We start from the raw sequence: 25,265 nt of genomic DNA on the forward strand, positions 1-25,265 counted from the left end.
GCGCAGTCTCACAGGGATCGCGCCATCAGTGCCCGCGCCTCTTCACCGCCGTTGTCGCGCCATTCCTTGACGAGCCCGTCCACGTCGGAGAGGGGCCGCCGGCCGCGCAGCACGTCGGTGAACTTCTCCTCGGCGGGCACCCGGTTGGCGGCGAACCGGGCGGGCATCTCCAGTTTCAGCCCCTCCCACGGGTCCTTCTCCAGGTGTTTGACGGTTTCGTTGGAGTAGGTGAGGACGTCGCGCACGTAGTTCGGGGTGTTCGGGAACGGGCCGATCGCCGGGTTCCGGCCGCTGATGAAGAAGTACTGGTTGGCGATCTCCTTGAAGGCCAGATCGGTTTTCACCGGGCCGTCCGGGCCGGCGGTGTGGTGTTTCCCGGCGACCCCGAAATCGCGGAGCTGGGCCTCCTGGGTGCCGAGCGGGGCGGAGCACCAGTCGACGACGCGCAGCAGTTCCTCGACCCGATCCTTGGGCAGCCCGGCTTTGACGAACGTGTAGCTGATCGGCTCGCCGGCGCCCCAGACCAGAGGAGCACCGGAATCCGCGGCGAACACCGGCACCGGCTGGAGGTTCGATTTCGGGTTCTCGGCCTGCGCGGCCTGCCAGAATCCCATGCCGGCCTGGGCGAAGACGATCGCGCCGTCCCGGGCGAACAGCTGGTCCTGGTCGGCGCCTTTGCTGGCGACCAGATCGGGGTGCACCAGCCCGTCGGCATAGATCTTCGCCATCACTTCGAGGGCCTGCCGGTATTCGGCGGTCTCGTACTTGAATTCCGGGGTGCCGTCGGCGCGGACCCGCCAGCCGCCTTTCGCGCCGGGCACCCGGTGGTACATCTGCACCATCGGGAAGATCTCGCTGAAGGCCCACACCTTGCGGGCCGGATCGGTGACCTCTTTCGCCGCGGCGAGCAGTTGTTCGAGGCTGCCGGGAACGGCGATGCCGCGCTGGTCGAGCAGATCCTTGCGGGTGAACAGGGCGTAGGGGAACGGCGAGTCGGTCGGGTTGGGAATCGCCAGCAGCCGCTCGTTCCAGACCGCGTTGCGCCAGGCGGCGGCCGGGAAGGACCCGATCATCCGGTACGGCTGGACCAGGTCGCCGTGCAGATGGTCGGTGAGGTCGGTGAACAGGACCTTGGCCGCCTCGGCGAACCGCGGGATCTTGTCGATCTCCCAGCCGGGCACGCAGAGCAGGTCGGGCACGTCGCGGGCGCCGAACACGGCGTTGAGCTTGTCGGCGTAGGTGCCGCCGTCCTGCACGGTGAAGTCGACGGGCGTGCCGAGTTCGGCGTTGACGGCCCGCAGGTAGGCGGACTGTGCCGTGCCGGGCGGCGCCGGGCCCCAGACCGGGGTCATCGCGCTGATCGCCCGGCCGCTGGTGCCGGGCTTGGTGGTGATCGCGTCGGTGAGCGGGTTCGGGTACCGCAGGTAGCCGTCGGGGACCGGCCGGGTGCCGGTGATGTCCGGCTTGATGGTTCCGGTGCGGTCCCGCTGGGTGGGCAGCACGTCACCGAGGGCGCCGAGGTTCTGGGCGTTGCCGCTGCTGGTGGGCTTCTCACTGCATCCGGCCGCGGTGGCGATGACGCTCAGGCCGGCGATCTGCAGGAGGGACCGGCGCGTCGTACCTGTCATGGTCGTCTCCGACATCAGTTGGAAACTTTCGCTGGGTCGGCCGAAAGGTAGCATGGCCGGAGATCGAAAACCATCGTTGACGGAAGAGGCTCTCCCGATGACCTTCGCCAACCCGGTGATCCCGGGCATGCACCCCGACCCGAGCGTCTGCCGGGTGGGCGACGACTACTACCTCGCCTGCTCCAGCTTCGAGTACTTCCCCGGCGTGCCGATCCTGCACAGCCGCGACCTGATCCACTGGGAGCAGATCGGCAACGCGCTGGACCGGCCGGCCCAGCTCGCCCTGCCGCCGTCCACCCCCTCGTCCGGCGGCGTCTACGCACCCACGCTGCGTCACCACGACGGCCGGTTCTGGCTGATCACCACCAACGTCGCCCCCGACGGCGGCACCATGATCTACACCGCTGACCGGGCGGAAGGTCCCTGGTCCGACCCGGTGCGAGTGCCGATCCAGGGCATCGACCCCGACCTCGTCTGGGACGAAGACGGTCACTGCTGGTGCACGTACGCAGGCGTCTGGCAGGTCCGCATCGACCCCCGGGAGGGACACGTCCTCAGTGCGCCCCGCAGACTCTGGTCGGGGGCCCCGGGCGCCCAGGCGCCGGAGGCGCCGCACCTCTACCGCATCGGCGACCGGTGGTACCTGCTGATCGCCGAGGGCGGCACCGAACGGGGCCACGCCGTGTCCATCGCCCGTGGCCCCAGCCCCGAGGGCCCGTTCGAGCCGTGCCCGGCCAACCCGATCCTCACCCACCGGGGCAGCAACCACCCGATCCAGAACACCGGCCACGCCGACCTGGTCCAGGCCCCCGACGGGCAGTGGTGGATGGTGCTGCTCGGCGTCCGGCCCGGCGGCGGCACCCCCGGCTGGCACGTGCTCGGCCGCGAAACTTTCCTGGTCCCGGTTTCCTGGCACGACGGATGGCCGGTCGTCGGCGATCTCCAGCTCGGCACCCCGGCACCGGCGATCGGCGACCGCGACGACTTCGACGCGCCCACGCTGGACCCGCGCTGGCTGTCGATCCGGTCCCGGCCGGACGAGAGCTGGTCCACCACCGACCGGCCGGGCTGGCTCACCCTGCACGCCCGCGACCAATTGCTCGACGACCCCGGCGTCACCTTCCTCGGCCGCCGCCAGCAGCACCACAGCTGCACGATCCGGACACTCGTCGACGGCCGCGGGGGACTGGCCGTGCGTCTCGACGAAAGTCACCACTACGCGGTGGAGACGACCGATGCGGGTGTACGGGTGATCGCCCGGCTCGGTTCGGTGCGGCACGAGACCCCGGTCCTGCCGGTTCCGGACGGCCCCGTCCAGCTGCGCATCGACATCGTCGCGGCGAAGGACGGCGACGGTCACCCCCGGCAGGAACCCGACACCATCCGCCTGGGCACCGAGACCGAGGTGCTCGCCGAACTCGACGGACGCTATCTGTCCACCGAGGTCGCCGGCGGCTTCACCGGCCGGGTCCTGGGCATGTACGCGTCCACCGGCGCGGCCCGCTTCGATTGGTTCGACTATGCGCCCGCGTGATCCCTATCCTGTCCCGGTGAGCGCTGACGACCCGGTCAAGCCGGTGACCATCTCGTACATCGCCGAGACGGCAGGTGTCTCGGTCCCGACCGTCTCCAAGGTCATCAACGGGCGCTCCGGGGTGGCCGCCGACACCCGGGCCCGGGTCGAGGCGCTGATCACCAGATATGGATACCGCAAGTCCAGCCCGGCCCAGCGCACCAACCTGATGGAGCTGGTCGTCGGCGAGCTGGAGCACATGTGGGGTGTCGAGATCATCCGCGGCGTGCAGCAGGTGGTCCGCGCGCACCGGGTCGGCATGGTGCTGACCGAGTTCGGCCCGGACCACAGCACCATCCGCTACTGGATCGACGACACCATCGCCCGCCGTCCCGACTGCATCGTCACGGTCGCCCAGCTGTCGACCGCCGAGCAGGACCAGCTGCGGGCCCGCGGCATCCCGTTCGTGGTGCTCGACCCGAGCAGCGAGCTGCCCGACGACGTGCCGTACGTGGGGGCCACCAACTGGAACGGCGGCCGCACCGCCGCCCGGCACCTGATCGGTCTCGGACACCGGGACATCGCCGTGATCAGCGGCCCGGACCACCTCTACTGCCAGGCCCGCCTCGACGGCCAGCGTTCCGCGTTGCAGGCGGCCGGCCTGCCGGTCGGTGAGCATCGGGCCGCGCTGACCACGATGGGCGGCTTCGAGGTGGCCCTCGAGCTGCTGAAAGACGCGGACCGGCCGACCGCGATCATCGCCGGGAACGACCTGCAGGCGGTCGGTGTCTACCAGGCCGCCCGCGCGCTCGGCCTGCGTGTGCCGGACGACGTGAGCGTGGTCGGTTTCGACGACCTGCCGATCGCGACGATGGTCGATCCGCTGCTCACCACGGTCCGGCAGCCGCTGACCGAGATGGCGATGGCCGCCACCGAACTCGCCCTGGCCCTCGGCCGCGGCGAGACCGCCTCGCAGACCGGCATCGAGCTGGCCACCCGGCTGGTGATCCGGGAGAGTACCGCGCCACCTGTTTCACACCGGCCCTGACCGGGCATTTCATCAGGCATGTTCCCTGCTGAGAACCTCCGCGACTGGCGGGGTGAGAACGTCATCGATCCGGACGGCGACAAGATCGGCGATCTGGAGGCCGTCTACGTCGACACGATGACCGACGAACCCGCCTTCGTCACCGTCCGGGTCGGATTCATCGGCCGCCACCGGCTGATCTTCGTGCCCCTGGTGGGCGCGACGGTCAGCCCGAAGGCGGTGCGGGTGCGCTACGCCAAGAAACTGACCGGCAGCGCACCGGGCATCGACATGGACGGTGAGCTGGCGGCCGCCGACGAACCCGAGGTCTTCGCCCACTACGGCCTGCCGTACGAGATCGGCCCGTCCCGCCGTCTGGCCCGCCGCTGACATCGGCGGCCGTCCGGTAGATCGGGGCCTCGGTTAGGCCCTGCATCACGTTGCCTTGTGTCCCGGCGCGGTGGGGCGAGATCATCACTCATGATCGATTTCTCGCCCGAGGAGGACGAGACCTCGCCGGCCGTGGCCACGCCGCGTTTTGTCGGCCGGGACCGGGAGCTGGCCGTTCTGCGCGGCGCCCTGGCCCGGCCCCCGGCGATTGTGCTGGTGGAGGGCGAGGCCGGGATCGGCAAGAGCCGGCTGCTGCGCGAGTGGTCGGCCACGCCGGACCGGCACACCGCCCTGGTGTCGGTGTGCCCACCGCTGCGCGAGTCGCTGACACTGGGCCCGATCGTCGACGCGTTCCAGGACATCGAGCACCCGCTGCCGGGCGAGGGACTCACCGAACTCGCCGGCGCGTTACGCCCCCTGTTCCCGGAGTGGTCGTCGAGCCTGCCACCCGCGCTGCCGCCCCTGGACGACGCGAAGGCGGCCCGGCACCGCCTGTTCCGGGCCCTGAACGAGCTGCTGCGGGCGCTACGGGTCGACGTCCTCGTGCTGGAGGACGCGCACTGGGCCGACGAGGTGACGTGTGAATTCCTGCTGTTCGTGATCTCCCGCCAGCAGTCGGGCGGGCCCAGCCTGGTGATCTCGTACCGGCCGGAGGAGGTGGCCGACGGATCGCTGCTGCTGCGGCTTACGTCCCGCCTGCCGGCCGGGGTGACCCAGCTGCGGATCGCCCTGGCGCCGATGCGACCGGCCGACACGGCGGCGCTGGTGTCCTCGATGCTGGACGGTGAGCCGATCTCGCAGGAGTTCACCACGTTCATGCACGGCCGGACCGGCGGTGTCCCCCTCGCGGTGGAGGAGTCGGTGCGCCTGATGTGCGACCGGGCCGACATCGTCTTCCGCGACGGGCAGTGGGTCCGGCTGAAACTGCGTGAGCTGCGGGTGCCGCCGACGGTGCGGGACTCCACCCGGGAGCGGGTCAGCCGCCTGTCGCCGTCGGCCCAGCAGGTGCTGCGGGCCGCGGCCACCCTTGCCGGGCGCTCCTCGACGGCGACGATCGCGGCGACCGCCAACCTGTCCCCGGCCGTGTGCCGGGCCGCCATCGCGGAGGCGGCCGGCGCCGGTGTCCTGGACGGCGACGAGCACGGCTGGTGGCGGTTCCGGCACGTGCTGGCCGCCACCGCCGTCTACGAGGCGATCCCGCTGACCGACCGCCGGCACTTCCACCTGCTGGCCGGCCGGGCCCTGGAGCAACTGCGGCCCCCGCCGGTGGCGCGCCTGGCCCACCACTTCCGGGAGGCCCGCGAGACGAATTCCTGGTTGCGGTACGCCGAACAGGGCGCTGAGCTTGCCATCGCCTCCGGTGACCACACCAAGGCGGTGGATCTGCTGGTCGACCTGCTGTCCCGGGCGGTCCTGCCGCCGGTGGACCGGGCGCGGGTCGCGGGCATCGCCGGGGTCGCCGCGCTGGGCCGCCGGGAACAGGTCGACGAGGTCTACCACCGGGTGATCCGTACCCTGCGTTCGGTGCTGGGCACCCCCGGCCTCTCCGCCCGGCAGCAGGCCGAGATCCGCAACCCGCTGGGCCGGCTCCTGATCACCGTCGGCGAGGCGCAGGCCGCGCTCAGCGAACTGGAGCAGGCGGTGGACAACCTCGACCACGACCCGGTCGAGGCGGCCCGGGCGATGACCTACCTCGGTTGGGCGTACGCGGGACCATGGCCGGCCTCGACCCATCGGCGCTGGCTGGACCGGGCCGCGGCACTGACCGCCCGGATCGACTCCCCGGAGCAGCGGCTGAACCTGGCCGGCAACCGGGCCGCGGCGCTGCTGATGCTGGGCGAACAGGAGGCCTGGGACGTCGTCGCCGGCCTGCCCGCCGACGGCAGCACCGCGGCGGAACGTCTGGACGTGGCCCGCATCCACGTCAACGTCGGCACCGGGGCGCTGATCTGGGGCCGTTACACCGACGCCGAGCACCATCTCGCCGTCGCGCTGCGCCTGGCCGAGGCCGAGCAGGCGTCCCGGCTGCAGCACAACGTCCGCCTCGAACAGGCCAACCTGGCGTGGAACACCGGCCGCTGGGACGGTCTCGCGGAGACCAGCGCGGCTCTCGCCGACGCCGACCGGGACCGGCCGGCCCACTACCTCGGCAGCATGCGCCTGGCCGCCCGGCTGGCCGCGGCGACCGGTCGGCGGCGGGCCGCGGAGGAGCAGTTCCGGCTGGTGCTGGAGGAGTCCGCCCGTCTCGGCGCCGCCGACGACACGATGGAGGCGGCGGCCGCGCTGGCCAGGCTGTGGCTGACCGACGGAGACGGCCGCCGGGCGCTGCGGATCACGGACGAGCCGATGGACACCGTACGGCGAAAGGGGGTCTGGATCTGGGCGACGGACCTCGTCCCGGCCCGCGTCGAAGCGCTGCTCGCCACCGGCGACCCGGCAGCCGCGAAAATTTTGACCGACCGGTTCGCCCGGGGACTGCGCGGCCGGACCGCACCCGCGCCGCGTGCCGCGCTCGCCCTGTGCCGTGCCCTGCTGCTCGGCGCGTCCGGCGACCACGCCCGGGCGGCGACCGCCTTCGACCGGACGGCGCGTGCCTGGAACGTGCTGCCGCGCCCGTACGACGCCCTGCGCGCCCGCGAACGCCAGGCCGAGGCGCTGGTGGCGCAGGGCCGGATCGAGGCGGGCCGCGAGCTGCTGGCCGTGCAGTACGAGCAGCTGTTCCGGCTCGGCGCCCGCGGTGACGCGGACCGTCTCGCCCAACTTTTGCGCGAGCACGGCGCCGAGGTCCCGCGACTGTGGCGCGGCGGCCGGCGCGGGTACGGCGACCAGCTGTCCCCTCGCGAACTCGACGTGGTCCAGCTGGTCGTGGCGGGCAAGACGAACCGGCAGATCAGCCGGATCCTGGCCAAGTCACCGGCCACCGTGGACCAGCAGCTGCGCGCGGCGATGCGCAAGCTGAAGGTGAGTTCCCGGACCGCGCTGGCGGTCAAGGCGGTGGAGGCCGGCGTGTTCGCCGATGAAGTTTGACGTATCCACCTGATAGCTAAGGGTCCTCGCCCGGCCCGAGCATGACTCCATGATTCATAGTCCACGGCCGATGCATGCCTGAGCAGCCCGCCGACGAGCCTCCGCCACCTCTCGAACCGCCGCGGGATCCGCACGAGGACGTCGACGAAGACGCCGTGCCCCCGCGCCACGACCCCTACCAACCCCTGTAGGCGGAAGAGACCCATGAGACTCACAGCCCTCGCGGCGACGATGGCCGCTGCCCTTGTCATTCTTCAACCACTACCGGCGTACGCGGCGGAGCCGGATCCCGGCAAGATCGCCCCCGCTCTGGCCGACCGTTTCCGGACGCAGCCGTCCGCCGACTTCTGGATCACCTTCCAGACCGGTGCCGACCTCACTCCGGCGCGGAAGATCACCGACTGGTCCGCTCGCGGCCGGTTCGTCCACGACGCGCTGACCGCGGCGGCGAAGACCTCGCTGGCCGCCGTCTCCCCGGAACTGGACCGGGCCGGCGTCAAGTACACCTCCTACCCGATCGCCAACGCCGTGCTCGTCAAGGGCGGCACCGAGAAGCTCGCCCTCGACGTGGCGTCGCGGTCCCAGGTCGCCGAGATCCACGCGACGCCGCAGGCCGCCCTGGTCGAGCCGGTGGACGAGAAGATCGCCGACTCCACCCGGGCCGCCAAGGCCGCCGACGCCGTCACCTGGGGCCTGGAGGCGATCCACGCCCCGCAGGCCTGGGCGATGGGCGCCACCGGCGCCGGCATCACCGTGTCCAACCTCGACTCGGGTGTGCAGTTCGACCACCCGGCGCTGGTGCGGCAGTACCGCGGCACGAAGGCCGACGGCACCGTCGACCACAACTACAACTGGATGGCCACCCGCGGCTCGTGCGCGACCGCCCCGTGCGACGACGACGGCCACGGCACGCACACGATGGGCACCATGGTCGGCGCGGACGTCGCCGACCACGTCGGTGTCGCACCGGACGCCCGGTGGATCGCCACCGACGGCTGCTGCTCGGACTCCGGCGTCGAGTCGCTGCTGCGGTCCGGCTGGTGGCTGCTCGCCCCGACCGACGTCCAGGGCAACAACCCCGACCCGGCCAAGCGCCCGCACGTCATCAACAACTCGTGGGGCCAGAACGCCGAGCACAACTTCAACGACTTCTTCCGGGCCATCGACGAGGCCTGGACCGCCGCGGGCATCTTCAGCACCTGATCGTCCGGCAATTCCTCGCCGTTCGCCGCCTGCGACACGGTCTCCTCGCCCGGCTCCGCCGAGAGCGCCTACTCGGTCGGCGCCTACGCCTCGGACGGCACCCTGGCGTCGTTCTCCCGCAAGGGCGAGGGCGAAAGCGGCAAGATCAAACCGGAGATCTCCGCCCCCGGTGTCGCCGTCCGCTCGTCCTATCCGAACAACGGCTACGCCGAACTGTCCGGTACGTCGATGGCCGCACCGCACGTGGCAGGCGCCGTCGCGGCGTTGTGGAGCTACGACCCGACCCTGATCGGGCAGATCGAGGAGACCCGCCGCCTGCTCGGCGAGTCGGCCACCGACGTCGACGACACCGAGTGCGGCGGCACCGCCGAGGTCAACAACATGTACGGCGAGGGCCGCCTCGACCTGGTCCGTCTGCTGGAACTCGCGCCCCGCAAGGGCGGCACCCTCACCGGTGCCGTCACCGCCGGCGGCGCCCCGGTCGCCGCCGCGGACGTGACGATCAGCGGGCCGTTCAGCCGCTCGATCGGCACCGACGAGAAGGGCCGGTTCACCACGAACCTGCCGGCCGGTGACTACCAGCTCAGCACCAAAGCGTTCGGCTACCTGACCGCGACCGCCGACGTCACGATCAGCATCGGTCAGGACACCGCCGTCGAACTGCCGCTCACCGCCGCCACCAGGCACGACGTCAGCGGCCGGGTGGTCGACGACAAGAAGCAGCCGGTCGCGAACGCCGACGTCACGGTCAAGGACACCCCGCTCAAGCCGGTACGCACCGGCGCCGACGGCACGTTCACCTTCACCGCGGTTCCCGAGGGTGCGTACAGCCTGGCTGTCGATCCGAATGCCTGTTTCTCGCCCACTACGGCCCCGCTGACCGTCGGGCCGGGCACCGGATCGCCGGAGATCGGAGTCGGGCTCGTCGTCGACAAGGGCGGCTACAGCTGCGCCGTCACCGAGGGCGAGCACCTGCGCGGCACCGAGCAGGTCTCCTTCCCCAGCGGGGTGTGGACCACGGTGAAGCTGCCGTTCCCGATCGCGCTCTACAACGGCAGCCACGACACCCTCGGCATCGGCCTGCGCGGTGTCATCGCCCCGGACGGCAGCACCGGACCCGGTTACGGCGGTGCGGGGGTGTTCCCGTTCTACACCCAGAGCCCGGTCCAGTTCGCCCCCGGCGGTGGTGTCTTCACGGCGGCCACCAAGGTCAACGGTGAGGACGCGTTCGTCGTCGAGTACCGCAGCGCCCGACTCTGGGCCTATCCGAGCCGGTCGGAGTACACCGCACCGGTCAACTACTCGGCCACGTTCACCCGGTCCGGCACGATCATCTTCGGGTACGGCGACGGCATCGGGACCGACGACAAGGTGACCGGCGGCGCGCACGGCATCACCGGCATCCAGGGCTGGGCCGGTGTCGACGGCATCCGGTTCTCCGACAGTGTCCCGGTGCTGCGGGACGGCATGGTCGTCACGTACGACATGCCGGACTTCGGCTACCTCGACACGACAGTGGTCGACCGGAACGACGGCCTGCCGGTCGTCGGCGCGAAAGTTTCCTTCAGCACCGCGAACGGGCTCGTCGAAGCCGTCACCACCGGCGGGACCGGCGTCGTGCACCGCCAGCTGCCGGTCGGTGACTACACCATGACGGTCGAGGCGCCGAACTACACGACCGGGACCTTCCCGTTCCAGCTGAAGCAGCTCTACGCGAAGGCCGCGATCGACGTACGCCTGACCACCGGCGCCGCCGGGCTGAAAGCCGACGGCCTCGATGCGCTGCTGGGCACCGGCCAGAACGGCACCGGCTCGCTCACGTTGACCAACACCGGATCGGCCCCGGTCACGTACCACCTGGGTGAGGCCGCCCGGCACCCCGAGTTCGACGCCACCGACGCCACCGCACGTACCGGCACGGGTGCGAAGAGCACGATCGACCTCGCCGCGTGGAAAGTTGGCGCGAGCGGCATGAAACAGTCGAACGTCGACGGCAAGACCAGCACGACCGCCGCCGCGGAAGCGCAGGCGCTCGCCAAGGTCGGCCCGACCGCCGGTGGTGACGTCATCACCCGGATCCCGATCCCCGGCACGATCGCGGAGAAGGAGCCGTCCGGCATCGGGTACGACGGCGACGTCTGGGTCCACGACTACGTCAAGCGCACCAACACCGCCTGGACGGTGACCGGCAAGAACACCGGGAAGACCTTCGACGCGTCGTGGAACCCCGACTACCGGGCGTTCGACATGGCCCTGGACACCAGGACCGGTGACATGTGCCAGATGGAGGACAGCCCGGCCAGCTACATCCACTGTTTCGACCGGACGACAGGCAAGGAGACCAGGCAGGTCAAGGGTGACTGGTCCACGCTGCAGCTGACCGGTCTCGCCTACAACCCGGCCCGGGACGTCTTCTACGTCGGCGGCCGCCGCAACGGCATGATCGGCACCGTCGCCGGCACCTCCCACGACAAGCCCGGCGCGTTGCTGTCGTTCTGCGCGCCGCCGCTGCCCGAGGTGATGGGCCTGGCCTACAACCAGGCGTCGGACACCATCTGGTACACCGACCTCACCTCGAACCGGCCGACCCGTCTGCTGCAGGTCGACCCGGTCGACTGTTCGCTGGTGAACGCCTGGTGGTTCCCGGGCCAGAAGGCCGGCCAGGGCGGCGGCCTGGAGACCGACGCCACCGGGGCGCTGTGGGCGGCCGACCAGATCGCCGACGACGTGGTGCTCGTCGACGTCGAGGACGACCTGCTCACCGACCTGCCGTGGCTGTCGCTCTCCTCGTCCGGCGGCACCCTCGCCCCCGGAAAGTCGACGACGGTCCAGGTCAAGATCTCGTCGCAGGGCGCGAAGCCCGGCGTCCAGGGCGCGAACATCGTGGTCCGGTCCGACTCCGGCCGCCAGTCCAAGAGCTACGTCCCGGTGACGCTCACGACCACGAAGTACCAGGTCGGCGTCAACGCCGGCGGCGCGAAACTCACCGACGGCTCCGGCTTCACCTGGTCCGCTGACCAGTTGGCCGGCAAGAAGACGTGGGGATTCGAGGGCAGAACCAAGGTCAACACCACCAGGAGCCCGATTTCCGGTACGACGGACGACGCGCTGTTCCAGTCCCAGCGCACCACCGACGACAAGCAGCTGTTCTACCGCTTCCCGGACGCGCCGGCCGGCACCTACGCGATCGACCTCGGTTTCGCCGAGATCGACCGGGCGACCAGGGGCAAGCGGGTGTTCGACGTGCTCGTGGACGGAACGCTCACTGATTACGCGTACGACCCGGCCGCCGTTGTGGGTTTGCATGCCGCCGACTGGCGCAAGACCGTCGTGCAGCACAAGGGTGGTCCGTTGACCGTCGAGTTGCGGGGTTCGAAAGGCTTGAAGGCCCCGAGCATCGCCGCGCTGCGGGTGACGCTCGACCCGCGTGCCGACGTGGCGGAGCCGGAACCGCAGCCCGAACAGCCGGATCCGGGTCCGGTGCCGGTGGCGCCCGCCGGTCGCTCGTACACGGCGAAGGTGACCGACGGTCTCTACCGCCAGGGCACTGTCGAGTCCGGCTGGCACGGCGACGACCTGTGCGGCGTGCTGTGGTTCGACGCCGGCTACCTGCAGCCGTTCTACGACGGCTCCTGGGACGGCGTGTGCGTGACCACGAACGGGACGCTGACCTTCGACCGCGCCAACACGCAGGGCAGTAACACGGCGCTGCCGTCGGCGTACCCGATCGACGCGATCTACCCGTTCTGGGACGACCTGATCGTCGACGACGAGGCCGGGATCTACTTCAGGACCACGCAGGTGGACAACGTGGCGGCGCAGGTAGTCGAGTGGCGGAACGTCGCCTTCTACAGTGACCGGACGGCGCGGGTCAGTTTCTCGGTCACGCTGATCGCCGACGGCCGGATCCAGATCGGATACGGCGACGGTGTCGGCGGCGCGAACCCCCTCACGCGGGGTTCGTCGGCGACGGTCGGGGTGGAGAGCCTGAACCGCAATGCCGCGGTCCAGCACTCCGTCGACCAGCCCGTACTCAAAGCCGGTCTGGGTCTGGAATTCCAGCTCCCGGCAGCGGGCACGATCGAGGGCACGGTCACCGACGTCAACGACGGCACACCGATCGAGGGCGCCGTCGTCACGCTGGGGGAGCGGGTCATCTCGACCGACGTGAAGGGCCGGTGGAAGGCCCAGGCGCTGGTGGGGGAGAACACCGTGCGGGTGGAGGCGCCGAACTATGTCGCCGCCGTTCTGCCGGTGCCGATCACGAAGAAGGACCAGGCCGAGGTACGGAACACCGCGCTGACCACGGGCATCGCCACCGTCAGCACGGGGAACCTCGACTGGCTCCTCGACCAAGGCCTTTTCGGCCAGGGCAAGAAGGCGACGGCCGAGGTGACCGTCACCAACAGTGGTTCCGCCCCCATGGACGTGCGGGTTAGCGAGGCCACCGACCTGCCGTGGCTGTCCCTGACGGGTGCGGCCGCGACCGGCACGGTCAAGCTGGCGGCCGGCACGTCCACCAAGGTCACGGTGACGGCTTCCAACGCCGGTATCAAGCCGGGTGTGCTGACCGGTGACCTGGTCGTGACGTCGACCGCGGGCAACGGCCAGACCCAGGTCAAGCCGGTCCGTCTGGCGACGTCGGCGTACTGGAAGGGGGTCGACGCCGGCGGCTCGGGCCACGTAGGCGCCGACTTCACCTGGTCGGCAGATCAGGTGCTGACCGGCTCACGGACCTGGGGTCATGTGGGCGGCACGGCACGCTCCACCAGGTCCGACATCGCCGGCACCACGGACGACGCCCTGTTCCGCACCCAGCGGACCGGAGAGACGTTCAAGTACGTGTTCAAGAAGGCCCCGGCAGGGACGTACCGGATCGGCCTGGACTTCGCAGAGTTCGACAAGGTCAAGCCCGGCAACCGAGCCTTCGACGTGCTGGCCAACGGCAAGGTCCTGCTCCACGACCACGACGTGCAGGCCAAGGCAGGCACCCTGACGGCAGACACGAACACGGCCACCGTCACCCACACCGGCGGCGACCTGACGATCGTCTTCACCCGGGAAAAGGGCGAGTCCGACCCGATCCTCAACGCCCTGAGGATCCAGGAGGACCCCCGCCTCTGACCACCGCGGAGACCCTGCCCCGGATCAGTCTGATCCGGGGCAGGCCCCGTTCTGGGAATCACTGAAAGCGGGTTTGCAATCCGACATAGGTCGGCCCCGGGACCATGTCGATCCACACGGTTTTGTACTGGCCCTCGATGCGCGCATAACACTGCTGGGGCAGTTTCTTGCCGATTTCCACCAGGGCGGCCTCGGGCAGTTCGTCACAGCGAGGCTCCTTGTCGGCCGAATAGCTACTCGCGACGGTTGCCAGAATGCCCGCGCGGGTGACCACGGTCTGCGTCGATTCGGCGGTCCACGAGAAGATGAGCCCACCCTTCGGTTCGGTGGTCACCTGATAGGGGACCGCCAGTTTCCCGTAGGTCACGGTGCAGGAAAACTGCGCGGCCTTCCCACCGGAGAACCCGGCGGGAAACTCACAGCGGCTGGTCGTCGGCGCGGCCACACCCGCCGCCTTCAGCACCCGCTCTTCGAGCTCATGCCGGATCTCCAGATCAGGCTGAGGATCGATGTACATGTTGGGCGGCTCCCACGTCGGCTCGGGCGCCTCAGGCGTAGCGGTCATCGCGGGAACCGGCTGCCCCAGCCCAGCCAGCGGATCCTGGCTGACGTGCTCGACGATCATCCACCCACCGCCACAGAGGACAACAACCCCGACGAGGACCCCCAAAAGCTTCCGATTCGTACGCTTCCGGCTGCCCGGCTGAGGTTCGGGTGCCACTCCATCGGGGGTCTCCAAGATCACCAGAACACAGTAACGACACCCTCGACAAACACGAATACGAGGCGCTGAACCTCACAATCACGCATACCCACGGGGGATAGTCGATCTTCTTAGATCACCGGGTCAGGCGGTGTACCGCCCAGTGGCCGTTCCAATCCGCAAGATCAGATACCCAAGGGGCAGGGTTCTTCCAGGCCTTCGCTGCCCACTTGTCAGCATTCCGAGCTGCGAAGTCGTCCAACACCTTGGGGTCGGTCGTGCCCCAGGCTCGGAACTGGGCGAGCCACTCCTCGGCCTGGGCTGGCGTGTTACCGGCGCTGATCAGCCATGGGACGAGCATTGCCAACTCCACCCAGGGCGCCGCCTTGACCGCCATCGCCCAGTCGACGATTCGCAGACCATCCGATCTCACGATGAGGTTGGCCGGGCCGAGGTCGGAGTGAACCAGCGCGTCGCCGACCATCGCCGGGTGCTCGAAGCCTAGCCGGCCTTGCGGGGTGAACAACGGCGCGTCGGGCGCCGGGGTATCACCAAGGGCGACCAGGGCTTCGCCGAGCAGGTCGAGGTCAGAGCTTCCTTGTGACAGGTCGGCGTGTGGGCCGGCGCAGTGTTCGAAGCCGACCACCAGCCACCCGGCCACCTCGAAGTGCCACTCGACCGCGGGTGAGTGAGACCCGCTGACAGCCTCACTCACCCCCAGCTCGAAGCGCAGAGACTGGACCCCGAAATCAGTGCTGGCCGCCTTGATGAACAACTTCCCGTTCGCTCCGGTGACGGTTGCGGCTATCTCCGCGTGATCGCCAGCGGCGGCCGGGATGGCGTGAGATCCATCGGTCCGGTCGGCTACCTCTTTCATGACGGCCTCGGGTAACGCGGTCCAGTCAGTGCGCATCGGTCAGGTTGGCCTTTCAGATTCCCGAGTTCGGCGGGCAGCAGGACTCCGCCTCGCGGCCCAGAATTCGGGGTCGACGTAGTAGCCGGTCGCCTTCAGCGCCTGACGGGTGTACTCGATCGAGGAACCGTTCGCCATCCCGTCCGTCAGGACCGGCACGTGGTGTACGAAGCATCCCGCGACCTGCTCGCCGGCGGCAGCATAGGGCTCGGTGTGTTGCAGTGAGGTATGCCAGGCGGCGTCGACCGGGCGGGTCGGGACGACGCGGTAGGGCCGGCCGTCCGGCAGGACCCGACCGTGGTCGGGGTCGTGCAGCGAGTCGGCATGCGCCTTCAGCATGAGCAGCATCTGCCCGAGGGCCCTCCGGGCGTAGTCCGTGGTGACCTCCTGTCGGGGGGGCGCTGGCACACCGACCGCGAGGATTACGGACCAGGACTGCACCAGCGCCGGCTGCCGATCACCGGGATTCCCCAGGTCGAGTACAACGGCCTCGAGATCACCGATGCCGAGACGTGGGTCGTGACGTACGAGATCGCCGGGATCGAGTTAGGTACGTCCGCCGGGAAGATCATTATGAGCGCCAGCGGCCCGGCGAAGCAGCGCGAGAAGCGTGCACGAAACGTAGCCGAAGACAGCGAGATCACGCTGACGGTGACTGAATCTTGGCGTGTGCGACTTGTAGGTCGTGGGCAGCGTTCGACTTGGTGCCGAGGTTTACGCGAAACCCGAGGATACGCTGCGTGATCGGGGTCAGGACTCCTGGATCAGCAGTCGGTTGATTTCTTCGGGGCTCAGTGCGGCGACCTCCACCATGACCGCAGTCGGGGCTCGGAGGCCGTCGAGCATGAAGGTGATCTGGCGGCGCCAGGCGTCGGAACCGGTGGCTGCCGTTGCTCGGGCCAGCGGGGCATGGGACGCCAGGAAGAACAGCAGGTCGGACGCCGTGAAATCGGGGCGCAGAGAACCGTCCTGGTGTGCGCGGGCGATGATGGCCTCGGTTGCCGCGTAGGAGTTGTCGCACACCGCCATCAAGCGGCTCGCGTCCGGGAAACGTCTGGTCAGGACGTCACCCAGAGCGGGATCCGTGGCCTGCAGCTCGCACACCTCGGTCAGGTAACCCGCGAACCCCGCCCACGCGTCTTCGCTGGCCAGGGCCCGAGCGGCCGCGGCGCTCAGGCGCGTTGCGGCCAGGTCCGCTATCACCTCGTCGATCAGGGCCTCGCGGGAACCGAACAGGTTGTACAGGGTTCCGTGGCTCACACCTGCCCGGCGGGCGATCTCCTTCAACGAGACCTGCAGACCGCGCTCCTGGAACAGGTCGGCGGCCGCCTCCCGTAGCTTGACGGCGTTGCGTTGGGCGTCCGCGCGCATGCCCCTCCATAACGTCGATCGGTAACTTGACCGGGCGGTCAACATGTCTGCTACCGTTGCCGGGTAACTTGACCGCCAGGTCAGAATAGCCGGAGGAGCGACCATGCCGGAAACCGCCGAGGAAGTGCCGCGCGCCGAGGAGCAGGAGATCCAGGAGATCCCGAGCCCGGTGATGATCATCCTCGAAGGGGCCGAGGACGCACCGGTCTGCGAGAACGGAGTGTGCTTGTGACCATCAGCATCGATGTGTGGTCGGACGTGGTCTGCCCGTGGTGCTACATCGGCAAGCGCCGCCTGGAGACCGCCCTCGACCGGTTCGACGGTGACGTCACCGTCGCGTGGCACAGCTACCAGCTGGACCCGAGCATCCCGCAGGGCCAGCGTGAGCCGGTCGGCGAGATGCTGGCGAAGAAGATCGGCGCGCCGGCCTCGCAGGTCCGGGCGATGACCCACCAGGTCACGCAGCTGGCCGAGGCGGAGGGTCTGACGTACGACCTGGGAAGTGCAATTTCGGTCAACACCCGTGACGCGCACCGGGTCGCGCACCTGGCCGGTCAGCACGGTCTCGGCACCGAGATGCACGAGGCGCTGCTCAAGGCCCACCTGTGCGACGCCGCCGTCGTCGACGACCCGGAGGTGCTGGTCAAGCTCGCCGCCGGGGTCGGTGTGCCGGAGACCGAAGCCGCCGAGGCGCTGGCCGGCGACAAGTTCGCCGCCGAGGTCGACACCGACATCCGCACCGCCCGCCAGCTGGGCATCTCCGGAGTGCCGTTCTTCCTGATCAACCAGAAGTACGGGATCTCCGGCGCTCAGTCCGCCGACGCGTTCCTGGGCGCGCTGCGCAAGGTCCAGGCAGAAGGCTGAAAATCCGCTTGCTGGTACGCGTACCAGCAAGCGGATTTTGCCTGTTCCTAGATCGTGAAGTTGGCGCAGGAGCTGCGGTACTGGTCCACGGTCAGGCTCGCCGACGGGCCCGGGCAGACGAACTGCTGGTACCGGGTGTCGTTGTCGACGAACAGTTTCAGCCACGCGATGCTGTACTTGGCGATCGTCGTGTTCGAGCTGTTCGGCGCGAAGTGGGTCGCGTTGTTCAGCTCCAGGTATGCCTTGCCGGGGCTGTTCGGCAGGCTGTTGTAGAACGGCAGCGCGTGTGACGCGACGGGTGCGACCGTGTCGCCGTCGGCACCGATGACCAGCGTCGGGACGGTGTTGCCGCTCCACGACTTGGTTACGTTCCACGGGGTCAGCGGGATCGCCGCCTGCAGCGACGGGCGGCTGCGCGCCGCTTCCAGGGTGCCGCCGCCACCCATCGAGTGGCCGACGACCGCGACGCGCGTGGCGTCGATGCGGGTCCGGACACTGCTGGACCTGGTCAGGTAATCGGCGGCCGCGAGCAGCTGCCGGCCCCGCGAGTCCGGCTGGTCCGACGTGGTGTTCGTGTCGATGTTGAACACCACGAAGCCGTGCGACGCGATCCGCGGCGCGAGCCAGGCCATGCTGGACTTGTACGCGGTGAAGCCGGGCGCGATCACCACGGCGCCGAACGTGCCGGCCGAGGTGTCGGTCGGATAGTAGATGTCGCCACCGCCGAAACCACTGGCCGCGAGCCGGGACACGCTGGTCTGGGCGGTGGCGAACGAGCCGCGCGTCGCTTCGATGCTGCTGTTCGTCGGCGCCGGGCCCTTCGGGAACGCGGTGGTGGCCGCGTTCGCAGACGGAACGAGCGTGATTCCCGCAACGGTCAGGGCCGTCGCGACGACGACGCCGAAAATGGTGCGGCGCATGTCTCTCCCTTGCAGAGCGGATGTGGACACCAGAATCCTGTGCCGCCGCAATGCGACTCTCAACAGTTGTGCGCTGTTATGAGACGGGGGTCCGGACATTCTTTCCGATATTGCCCCACTGGAGCGCTCCCATTTAATTCCGAAGAGCCTTAACCAATTTTCCGACCGATTCCGGCGGCCCTTCCGGCAGGAACAGCGACGGCTCGATCAGTTCCACCTCGAGGACACACGGCTTTCCGTCGTCGTCGCGGACCAGGTCGACACGGGCGTAGACGGGCGTCCCGAACCGCTCGGTCACCAGATCGACGACCTGACGCGCGACCGCGATCTGCTCCGGATCGGCGGTGTACGCGACGTTCGTCTCCTCGGCGAACAGGTATTCGACGGTGCCCGCTCGGGGCAGCGCCACCCGTTTGCTCGCGGCGTGACTGTAGACGCCGCCGAAGAACAGCAGCGGCCATTCCCCGTCCGCGACCACCGATTTCAGCAACGGCTGCACCAAGACACTCGCGCCCGCGCCGTGCAGCCGGGTGACGTGTTCCCGGGCCGATTCCCGATCCTCCGGGCCGTACGACGAAGCGTTACGGCTGCCCGCGCCGACCGCCGGTTTCACCACGAACTCGCCGTCCGGGAAGACCGGGATGTCGCCGGGTTCCAGAAATGTGGTCGGCGGGATCGGGATGCCGGCCTCGTCGAGTTCGGCAAGATAATGCTTGTCCAGATTCCAGCGGACCATCGGCGCCGGATTGCACAGATCGGTCACCGCGGCGACCCGGTCCAGCCACGGCACGAACCGGTCCAGATGCTCCGGATAATCCCAGGCCGAACGCAGAACCACCCGGTCGTACGATTCCCAGCGCACGTCCGGGTCGTCCCAGATCACCACATCCACGTCGACACCAGCGTCCCGCAGCGCGGGGAGTGCGAACGGCTCGTCGACGTCATACCCCTGCACACCTGTCGCGGTGACCCAGCCCAGCTTCATTCTTTCCGGCATGACACGAGCATGCCGGTCCTACGTACGAGACGTCTTGTCAGATGTTGACGTTGTTCTGAAAGGCGCCCGGGGTCATCGCGTACGCCGCCCGGAAATGTTTGTGGAAGTGGGCCTGATCCGCGAACCCCACCGCGGCCGCGGTGGCCGCGATCGGCTCACCCCGAACCAGCAGCCGGCGGCCGTGCGCGAGCCGGGCCTGCAACTGCCAGGCGTACGGCGAGCAGCCGACCTGCCTGGTGAACGACCTGATCAGCTGCTCCCGGGAGAGCCCGGCCTCGGTGGCGACGGCGGTCAGGTCGGCGGCCCGGGACAGGTCGCCGCGCAGCCGCTCCATGACCCGGGTGATCCGTGGGTCGCCGGGTTCGGGTCCGGATCCGGTGGGTCGTTTCGTGCCCGCGGCAAGACCGAGCATGGCGACCACGATGCTGTCGAGGTCGTCGGGCCGGCTCAGGATGTGCCGCCGCAGCGCGGGCGCAACAACGAACGGCCGACCGAATTCGATCGCTTCCCCGCCGGTCAGGGCGACCATTGCGGCAACCGGAACATAGAGGCTGACACAACGACCACGGCCGCCCATCGGTCTCGGTAACCGAAGACTGAACCTGCCCCGGGTTGTAAACGGTGACCTCGTCGACGCCAACTTCGAACGACGCCCGATCGAGGCGGATCTTCTCCCGCCCGGTGACGTTCGCACTGATCACATACTCGTCGTGACTGTGCGGCGGAAACCTGTTGGACCAAGGAGCAACGACCATCAGGCGCATCACCCCAGCCTATGTCGCGGCACCCATCCCGGCCCTGGTGCGGACCGAGAACCCGCAGCACAACTGCCTGATGGCAATGATCGGGGACTCATAATCCTCGGTCGCGGGTTCGAGTCCCGCCCGCCCGACGGGTGGAGGTTTCGTTTAGTCGAAGCGGCTGGTTGCGTGGCCTTGACATCCCCGCCCCGCGGGGGAGCCTGTGTCCGTCTGTCGTGACACCATGAACTTGTGGACAAGCAGGATGCGGGTGTGGTGATTTGGGATGTCGACGGCACGCTGATTCCGGCGGATCTTCGCTGGCTGCGGCGTGCTGTGGCCCAGACCTACGACATCGATGAACAGGCCGTCAGGTTTCCGGACAAGAAGGTTCACGGGTATACCGATGAGTCGATCGTCGTCGACACCGCGGTGGCTTCCGGGATTGCTGCGGCGGATGCGGAGGCTGGAGTGACCCGATTCGGTGGAGTCCTGGCCGAGGTCATGGATGCCGGCCGTGACGAGTTGGCCCGGGTGCAGCCCGCGTATCCAGGTGTGGCCGAAAGCATCGCTGCTTTGCAGCAGCGCGGCTACGTGCAGACGGTGTTGACCGGCAACCTCCGTTACGCGGCCGAGGTAAAGATCGCTTCACTTGGTGTGGGCGATGTGCTGGATCTGGGGGTCGGGGCGTACGGATCCGATGATCGGGATCGCTTCCAGTTGACGGCTGTCGTCGCGCAGCGTTACCGCGAGAAGTACGGCCGAGATCTTGTGCCGGGTCGGGCGGTGGTGGTCGGGGATGCTCCGAACGATATTGCCTGTGCGCGGAACGCTGGATTCCGGGCCGTGGTGATTGCACACCGAGTCGCTCGTGAGGAACTGGCCTCCCACGAACCGGACGCGGTCCTCGATCGGCTCGACCCCGGGTTGCTCGTGTCGACGATTGCCGGCCTCACCTCGGAGAGTTGAGAGCGGGTCGGAGCCGTGCCTCGGTGGTTGCGATGCGCTGGTCCAGTTCCCGAACCGCCGGCTCGCTGTTCCACTGGTTGAGGCCTTCACGGGCTCGTCGGGCGCGTGAGATTCCGCGGAGATTGCCGATGCGGTGCAGTTGATCGCAACCCACGACCGACCAGGGCAAACCTCGATCGCTCTTGGCGGGACACAGTCTGAAGCGCGAACGAAGCCACCTCGCCGAGTAACGATCAGCACAAAGTGCAGCCTTTGCTTCAGGCTGTGATACTGACGTGTATCGCCGTTTCGGCAACGTCGTGGTTTGCGGCGGTGCTGGGCTAAGCGCTCCTGACTGACTGGAGTTGCAGCAGCGTCACGACGAAGGGGTCTGTATGCCGTCCGTGGTTGCCGCGAAGTTCGCTTCTCTCGATGGGATCAACCTGGTGGGGGACCTCGTACTTCCTGATCAGGAAGCGCGGTTAGGTGTGGTCCAAGTTCACGGCGGCGGGGTGACCCGTCACGAGGCGGGCTTCTTCGACCGGATGGGAGACGGCCTGGCTGCTGCCGGCGTCGCCGCACTGCGGTTTGATCTTCGTGGTCACGGTGAGTCTGGCGGGCGGCAAGAGGACCTCACCATCTCCGGCGTCCTGAACGACATCCGTAGTGCGTTGGACCATCTACGTCAGGTGACCGGCGTAGAGCGGGTCGCGTTGGTGGGTCAGAGCTTCGGCGGCGGGATCTGCGCGTACTACACGGCTAAGCGGCCTGCGGAAGTACAGCGGCTGGTGTTGTTGTGCCCTCGGATTGACTACAAGAAGCGAACGATCGACGACCGGCCCTACTGGGTCGACGATCACCTGAGCTCCGAGAAGACAGACGAACTCGCCAGCCAGGGCTTCATTCAGTATTCGCCGACGTTCCGGCACGGACGTGCGTTCCTCAATGAGGTTTTCTGGGTTCAGCCGCACACGGTTCTCGGTGAGATCCAGGCCCCGACGCTGGTTGTGCATGGCACCGCTGACACGCTGGTGCCGATTGATACGACCCTGGCAGCTATGCCGAAGCTCAACGATGCGTCGACGCTGTTGAAGATCGAGGGCGCTCAGCACGGTTTCGCCGTTGATGGGGATCCGACCTACCAGGATCCGCAGAGCCAGGCATGGCAGGCCCAGGTCATCGCGGCAGTTGCTGACTGGGTAACGCAACCGAGTTGAGCGCCTCGCCAAGGGCTACCACAGTGTCGCGTGCGTGCCAGGGCGCAAGAACCCGGTGAGCGTTTCGTACGGCGCCGTAGGTTCGTATCGAACCGGTGTGAACCGAGGTGGAAAGCGCTTCGAGTGCACGCGCGGCGGCGAGATCCGGCTGTTCGGATTGCGCGAGAGCGACGGCCTGCCGGGCGCGGAAGTAGCCGGTGTCTCGGGTTGAGAGCCCGCTGGTGCCGAGGCGTTCGCCATAGATCTGCGCGGCGCGTTCGGGCTGCTTGGCTTCGATCCAGCATGAGGCCTCGCGCAGTGTCACGTCTTCGCCATCAGCGACGTCTCGGGCCTGCCGCGTTGCGGTGTCCATGTCGACGCATTGGCCGATCATCGCGTCACCGCGGGCAATCTGGAGCAGCGCTTCGGCCATCAGCGCCGAAGAGAGCTTCCAGGGGCCTTCGATCGCGGCGCCGGCCAGCATCCGGACTCGGTATCCGTCGCCAGACTCGTACGCCAGCTGAGACTTACGCAGCAGGACGAATCCCTGCATCGGTAGGTGGCCACAGACCTGTGCGTACTCCATGGCGCGGTCGTACCAGAGGTTTGCCAGCGCCGCATCGGCGAGGTCACGGTAGAGCCATCCGACGAACTCTGCGGCTTCGGCGCCGAGCATGGACAGTTCGCGTCGTACGACTTCGGGGACCGAGGGGATCATCGACGCGACCACGTCGACGACTCCGCGCGCGGTCGACAGCGCAGCGGCTGCCCCGAAGTGGCCGTCTACGGCCTTGGCCGTGTCGAGCTGTAGCCGGAACACTTCGACCACCGCGACGTCGGCGTTCCGTGCCGGGTCAGCGACTCCGTTCCGGACTCGTTGTGCCCACTCAAGGGCGTACGGCGAGATGCCCTGGGTATCAGAGCTGAACGAGTCGGCGGCACCGCTCCCGGAATCCGCAGTCCAAGACGACGTGGGTTCCGGCGCCAGCCGGTGCTGCTCCGATTCGCTCCCTGTGGTCGGAGCTGACCGCGGCCGTCGGTTGCGGTAGAAGCCCAGCTCAGCGTCTGTCTGTACATCGAGAACCGCACGCAGACCGTCGCGGCGCCGTTGGCGTGGCCACCGATAGTCACCGCGTTCGTAGCTGCCGATGTCATTCTCGTCGAGGTAGTCCCTAACCTTTTCGTGCTGCCACTGCCAGGAGTTGACCGCCTCGGCGAGTTCTTGGCGCGACATGGGCTGGCCCGAACCTGAAGGCGACAGCTGACGTAGGCGGGCTGCTACCAGTTTTGCATTCGGCGGCTCTTGAAGCCCTCTTTGAGTGGCCATCAGGCTCGTCCTGAAGTCATCTGCTCTGAGCGGCGAACGTCCGAGAGTTGTCGAGCGTCGGCAGTCCGTCCGGCGGCGCTTCCGCCAGAGGTCGGGCGGCCGTATAAGGCCACAAGCCTGCCGATCTCGCTGCTCGTGGAGGCGCAGATCAGCAGCTGCATCACATTGATCAACGTTCCCCCTTAACGCTGTCGACTCGACCGTGAGCCGTGACTTTAGTCCACAGTATCTACGGGCACTGCGCGTGAATGGTCCTACTCGTCACCCGTTGAGGTGGGAGCGAACTCGCCCGCTCTGACACCCGCGACAAAGGCGCTCCACTCGCCGGGAGTGAACGCCAGGACTGGCCCTACCGGGTTCTTGCTGTCGCGGACGCCGACGGTTCCGTCGTCCGCGAACGATGCCTCGACGCAGTTGCTGGCGCCGTCGCTCTTGCTGGACTTGAACCAGGTGGTGAACTTGCCACGGGTCATGTGCGGTTCCTTACCGGTCGGGTCGTTGCTGCATCAGGGTGGTGAGGACGTCGATACTGGCGGACGGGGAAAGCGCCGCCTGTTGTATGCGCTGGTAGAGGTCCAGGTGATGGCGGGTGGCTTCGGGAGCGGTCAGGACCAGGTCGTCGTGGTCGGTGTCGACGGCGACCACCGTCGGGTCGTGCGGGTCGGGGAAGCGGTAAGTGAAGAACGACGACTTGGGAATCACGTAGCCGGGTAGCGGGGTGGTCAGCGGCAGGATCCGGATGGTGATCCGATTACGGTCGCGTCCGACCTGGACCAGGTGCTCCAGCTGGTCGCGCAGGATGTCGGGCGGAGCTGCGGGGCGGAGGAGGGCCTGCTCGTCGATGATCACTTCGTAGGTGGGGCCGCCGGCGCGGTCGAGCACACGTTGGCGGAATGCGCGAGCCTCCAGGGCGCGGGCCGGGTCGAAGTGTTCGGGGCGGGTGCCACGGTTGGCGCGTACCCGGACCTCGGTGAAGGCGGGGATCTGTAGTAGGCCGGGGATCATGAGCTGGTACTCGGTGATGGTGCGGGCACCGGCTTCCAAGTCGGCGTAGAGGGCCTGCTGAGGTCCGATCTGGTCGCGGTACTTCTCCCACCAGCCGCGTTCGCGGCAGTCGCGGGTGATGGTCATGATCTCGTCCCAGCGGCGTTGGCCGACCTTGAGAACGTTGAGGATGCGCATCATCTCGGCGTCGCTGGGGCCGACGTGTCCGTTCTGGATCTGGCTGATGCGCTGTCGGGGGATACGGGTTGCGGAGGCCAGCCGAATTGCGGAGTAGCCGTGCTCCTGCATGAGTTGTTTGAGCTCAGCGGCCAGACGACGGCGCCGCACGTAGGGGCTGATCATCTACAGGCCTCCAGCAGAGTGCGAAGG

Annotated in this window: 21 protein-coding genes and 2 pseudogenes; 11 read left to right on the plus strand and 12 right to left on the minus strand. The window is 68.4% G+C overall.

Going from position 1 to position 25,265, the window contains the following annotated elements; translation table 11 throughout:
• Positions 1-8: 8 nt before the first annotated feature.
• Positions 9-1,628 carry an extracellular solute-binding protein gene (locus tag Aco03nite_RS41075; RefSeq protein ID WP_239145868.1) on the minus strand — a complete coding sequence of 540 codons (1,620 nt, stop codon included), beginning with the start codon at positions 1,626-1,628 and terminating at the stop codon, positions 9-11.
• A gap of 97 nt (positions 1,629-1,725) precedes the next feature.
• On the opposite strand from Aco03nite_RS41075, the gene Aco03nite_RS41080 reads away from it, so the two are divergent.
• The 6 genes and pseudogenes from Aco03nite_RS41080 (at position 1,726) to Aco03nite_RS54885 (ending at position 13,912) form a co-directional block, all read left to right on the plus strand.
• Positions 1,726-3,162, plus strand: coding sequence for a glycoside hydrolase family 43 protein (locus tag Aco03nite_RS41080; protein ID WP_239145869.1), 1,437 nt, complete (start codon positions 1,726-1,728; stop codon positions 3,160-3,162).
• Between the two features lie 16 nt (positions 3,163-3,178).
• Positions 3,179-4,189, plus strand: coding sequence for a LacI family DNA-binding transcriptional regulator (locus Aco03nite_RS41085; protein ID WP_203806368.1), 1,011 nt, complete (start codon positions 3,179-3,181; stop codon positions 4,187-4,189).
• Positions 4,190-4,207: 18 nt separating this feature from the next.
• Positions 4,208-4,558 (plus strand): PRC-barrel domain-containing protein, encoded by a 351-nt coding sequence (locus Aco03nite_RS41090; protein ID WP_203806370.1) that lies wholly within the window; start codon positions 4,208-4,210, stop codon positions 4,556-4,558.
• Between the two features lie 90 nt (positions 4,559-4,648).
• Positions 4,649-7,585 (plus strand): ATP-binding protein, encoded by a 2,937-nt coding sequence (locus tag Aco03nite_RS41095; protein ID WP_203806372.1) that lies wholly within the window; start codon positions 4,649-4,651, stop codon positions 7,583-7,585.
• Between the two features lie 231 nt (positions 7,586-7,816).
• A pseudogene (locus Aco03nite_RS54880) lies at positions 7,817-10,483 on the plus strand (S8 family serine peptidase); the annotation flags it as partial.
• 276 nt (positions 10,484-10,759) lie between these two features.
• Positions 10,760-13,912: a malectin domain-containing carbohydrate-binding protein gene (locus tag Aco03nite_RS54885; protein ID WP_344315749.1), complete on the plus strand. Its 3,153-nt coding sequence runs from the start codon at positions 10,760-10,762 to the stop codon at positions 13,910-13,912.
• 58 nt (positions 13,913-13,970) lie between these two features.
• Here Aco03nite_RS54885 and Aco03nite_RS41105 read toward each other — a convergent pair whose 3' ends face one another.
• The 3 genes from Aco03nite_RS41105 to Aco03nite_RS53630 form a co-directional block, all read right to left on the minus strand.
• Positions 13,971-14,537, minus strand: coding sequence for a hypothetical protein (locus tag Aco03nite_RS41105; RefSeq protein WP_203806374.1), 567 nt, complete (start codon positions 14,535-14,537; stop codon positions 13,971-13,973).
• Positions 14,538-14,751: 214 nt separating this feature from the next.
• On the minus strand, positions 14,752-15,528 hold the full coding sequence (locus tag Aco03nite_RS41110; protein ID WP_203806375.1) for a phosphotransferase family protein: 777 nt from the start codon (positions 15,526-15,528) through the stop codon (positions 14,752-14,754).
• Between the two features lie 3 nt (positions 15,529-15,531).
• A complete protein-coding gene (locus tag Aco03nite_RS53630) occupies positions 15,532-15,876 on the minus strand; it encodes a glycine-rich domain-containing protein (RefSeq protein WP_239145870.1) in 345 nt (114 codons plus the stop codon).
• On the opposite strand from Aco03nite_RS53630, the gene Aco03nite_RS41120 reads away from it, so the two are divergent.
• Positions 15,853-16,272: a hypothetical protein gene (locus Aco03nite_RS41120; RefSeq protein ID WP_203806377.1), complete on the plus strand. Its 420-nt coding sequence runs from the start codon at positions 15,853-15,855 to the stop codon at positions 16,270-16,272. The two genes, Aco03nite_RS53630 and Aco03nite_RS41120, sit on opposite strands and share 24 nt — an antisense overlap.
• A 6-nt stretch (positions 16,273-16,278) precedes the next feature.
• On the opposite strand, the gene Aco03nite_RS41125 is transcribed toward Aco03nite_RS41120, so the two are convergent.
• Positions 16,279-16,899, minus strand: a complete 621-nt coding sequence (locus Aco03nite_RS41125; RefSeq protein WP_203806379.1) for a TetR/AcrR family transcriptional regulator — start codon at positions 16,897-16,899, stop codon at positions 16,279-16,281.
• A gap of 103 nt (positions 16,900-17,002) precedes the next feature.
• Here Aco03nite_RS41125 and Aco03nite_RS54380 point away from each other — a divergent pair, with 103 nt between their 5' ends.
• Together Aco03nite_RS54380 and Aco03nite_RS41130 are read left to right on the plus strand one after the other, a co-directional pair.
• Positions 17,003-17,131, plus strand: coding sequence for a hypothetical protein (locus Aco03nite_RS54380; protein WP_275415956.1), 129 nt, complete (start codon positions 17,003-17,005; stop codon positions 17,129-17,131).
• The gene (locus Aco03nite_RS41130; RefSeq protein WP_239145871.1) at positions 17,128-17,763 is read left to right on the plus strand and encodes a DsbA family oxidoreductase; all 636 of its coding nucleotides are present in this window, start codon (positions 17,128-17,130) and stop codon (positions 17,761-17,763) included. The genes Aco03nite_RS54380 and Aco03nite_RS41130 overlap by 4 nt, the downstream gene beginning before the upstream one ends.
• 47 nt (positions 17,764-17,810) lie before the next feature.
• On the opposite strand, the gene Aco03nite_RS41135 is transcribed toward Aco03nite_RS41130, so the two are convergent.
• The 4 genes and pseudogenes from Aco03nite_RS41135 to Aco03nite_RS54890 form a co-directional block, all read right to left on the minus strand.
• Positions 17,811-18,683 carry an alpha/beta hydrolase family protein gene (locus Aco03nite_RS41135; protein ID WP_203806381.1) on the minus strand — a complete coding sequence of 291 codons (873 nt, stop codon included), beginning with the start codon at positions 18,681-18,683 and terminating at the stop codon, positions 17,811-17,813.
• 133 nt (positions 18,684-18,816) lie between these two features.
• A complete protein-coding gene (locus Aco03nite_RS41140) occupies positions 18,817-19,680 on the minus strand; it encodes an ATP-grasp domain-containing protein (RefSeq protein ID WP_203806383.1) in 864 nt (287 codons plus the stop codon).
• Between the two features lie 37 nt (positions 19,681-19,717).
• Positions 19,718-20,209: a helix-turn-helix domain-containing protein gene (locus tag Aco03nite_RS41145; RefSeq protein ID WP_203806385.1), complete on the minus strand. Its 492-nt coding sequence runs from the start codon at positions 20,207-20,209 to the stop codon at positions 19,718-19,720.
• 40 nt (positions 20,210-20,249) lie between these two features.
• Positions 20,250-20,444, minus strand: a pseudogene (locus Aco03nite_RS54890) (AraC family ligand binding domain-containing protein); the annotation flags it as partial.
• Positions 20,445-20,672: 228 nt separating this feature from the next.
• Here Aco03nite_RS54890 and Aco03nite_RS41155 point away from each other — a divergent pair.
• Entirely contained in the window at positions 20,673-21,389 is a 717-nt protein-coding gene (locus tag Aco03nite_RS41155; protein WP_203806387.1) for an HAD family hydrolase, read from the plus strand.
• Positions 21,390-21,763: 374 nt separating this feature from the next.
• A complete protein-coding gene (locus Aco03nite_RS41160; protein ID WP_203806389.1) occupies positions 21,764-22,585 on the plus strand; it encodes an alpha/beta hydrolase in 822 nt (273 codons plus the stop codon).
• Here the strand turns inward: Aco03nite_RS41160 and Aco03nite_RS41165 are convergent.
• The 3 genes from Aco03nite_RS41165 to Aco03nite_RS41175 all read right to left on the minus strand — a co-directional run bounded on the left by Aco03nite_RS41165 (position 22,545) and on the right by Aco03nite_RS41175 (position 25,238).
• Complete coding sequence (locus Aco03nite_RS41165; protein WP_203806391.1) at positions 22,545-23,798, minus strand: NsdA family TPR-like regulatory protein; 1,254 nt, start codon at positions 23,796-23,798, stop codon at positions 22,545-22,547. The genes Aco03nite_RS41160 and Aco03nite_RS41165 overlap by 41 nt on opposite strands.
• Before the next feature lie 347 nt (positions 23,799-24,145).
• Complete coding sequence (locus Aco03nite_RS41170; RefSeq protein WP_203806393.1) at positions 24,146-24,364, minus strand: DUF397 domain-containing protein; 219 nt, start codon at positions 24,362-24,364, stop codon at positions 24,146-24,148.
• A 10-nt stretch (positions 24,365-24,374) separates the two neighbouring features.
• Positions 24,375-25,238: a helix-turn-helix domain-containing protein gene (locus Aco03nite_RS41175; protein ID WP_203806395.1), complete on the minus strand. Its 864-nt coding sequence runs from the start codon at positions 25,236-25,238 to the stop codon at positions 24,375-24,377.
• Positions 25,239-25,265 lie beyond the last annotated feature (27 nt).

The sequence above is a fragment of the Actinoplanes couchii genome, assembly GCF_016862075.1.
Lineage (GTDB): Bacteria > Actinomycetota > Actinomycetes > Mycobacteriales > Micromonosporaceae > Actinoplanes > Actinoplanes couchii.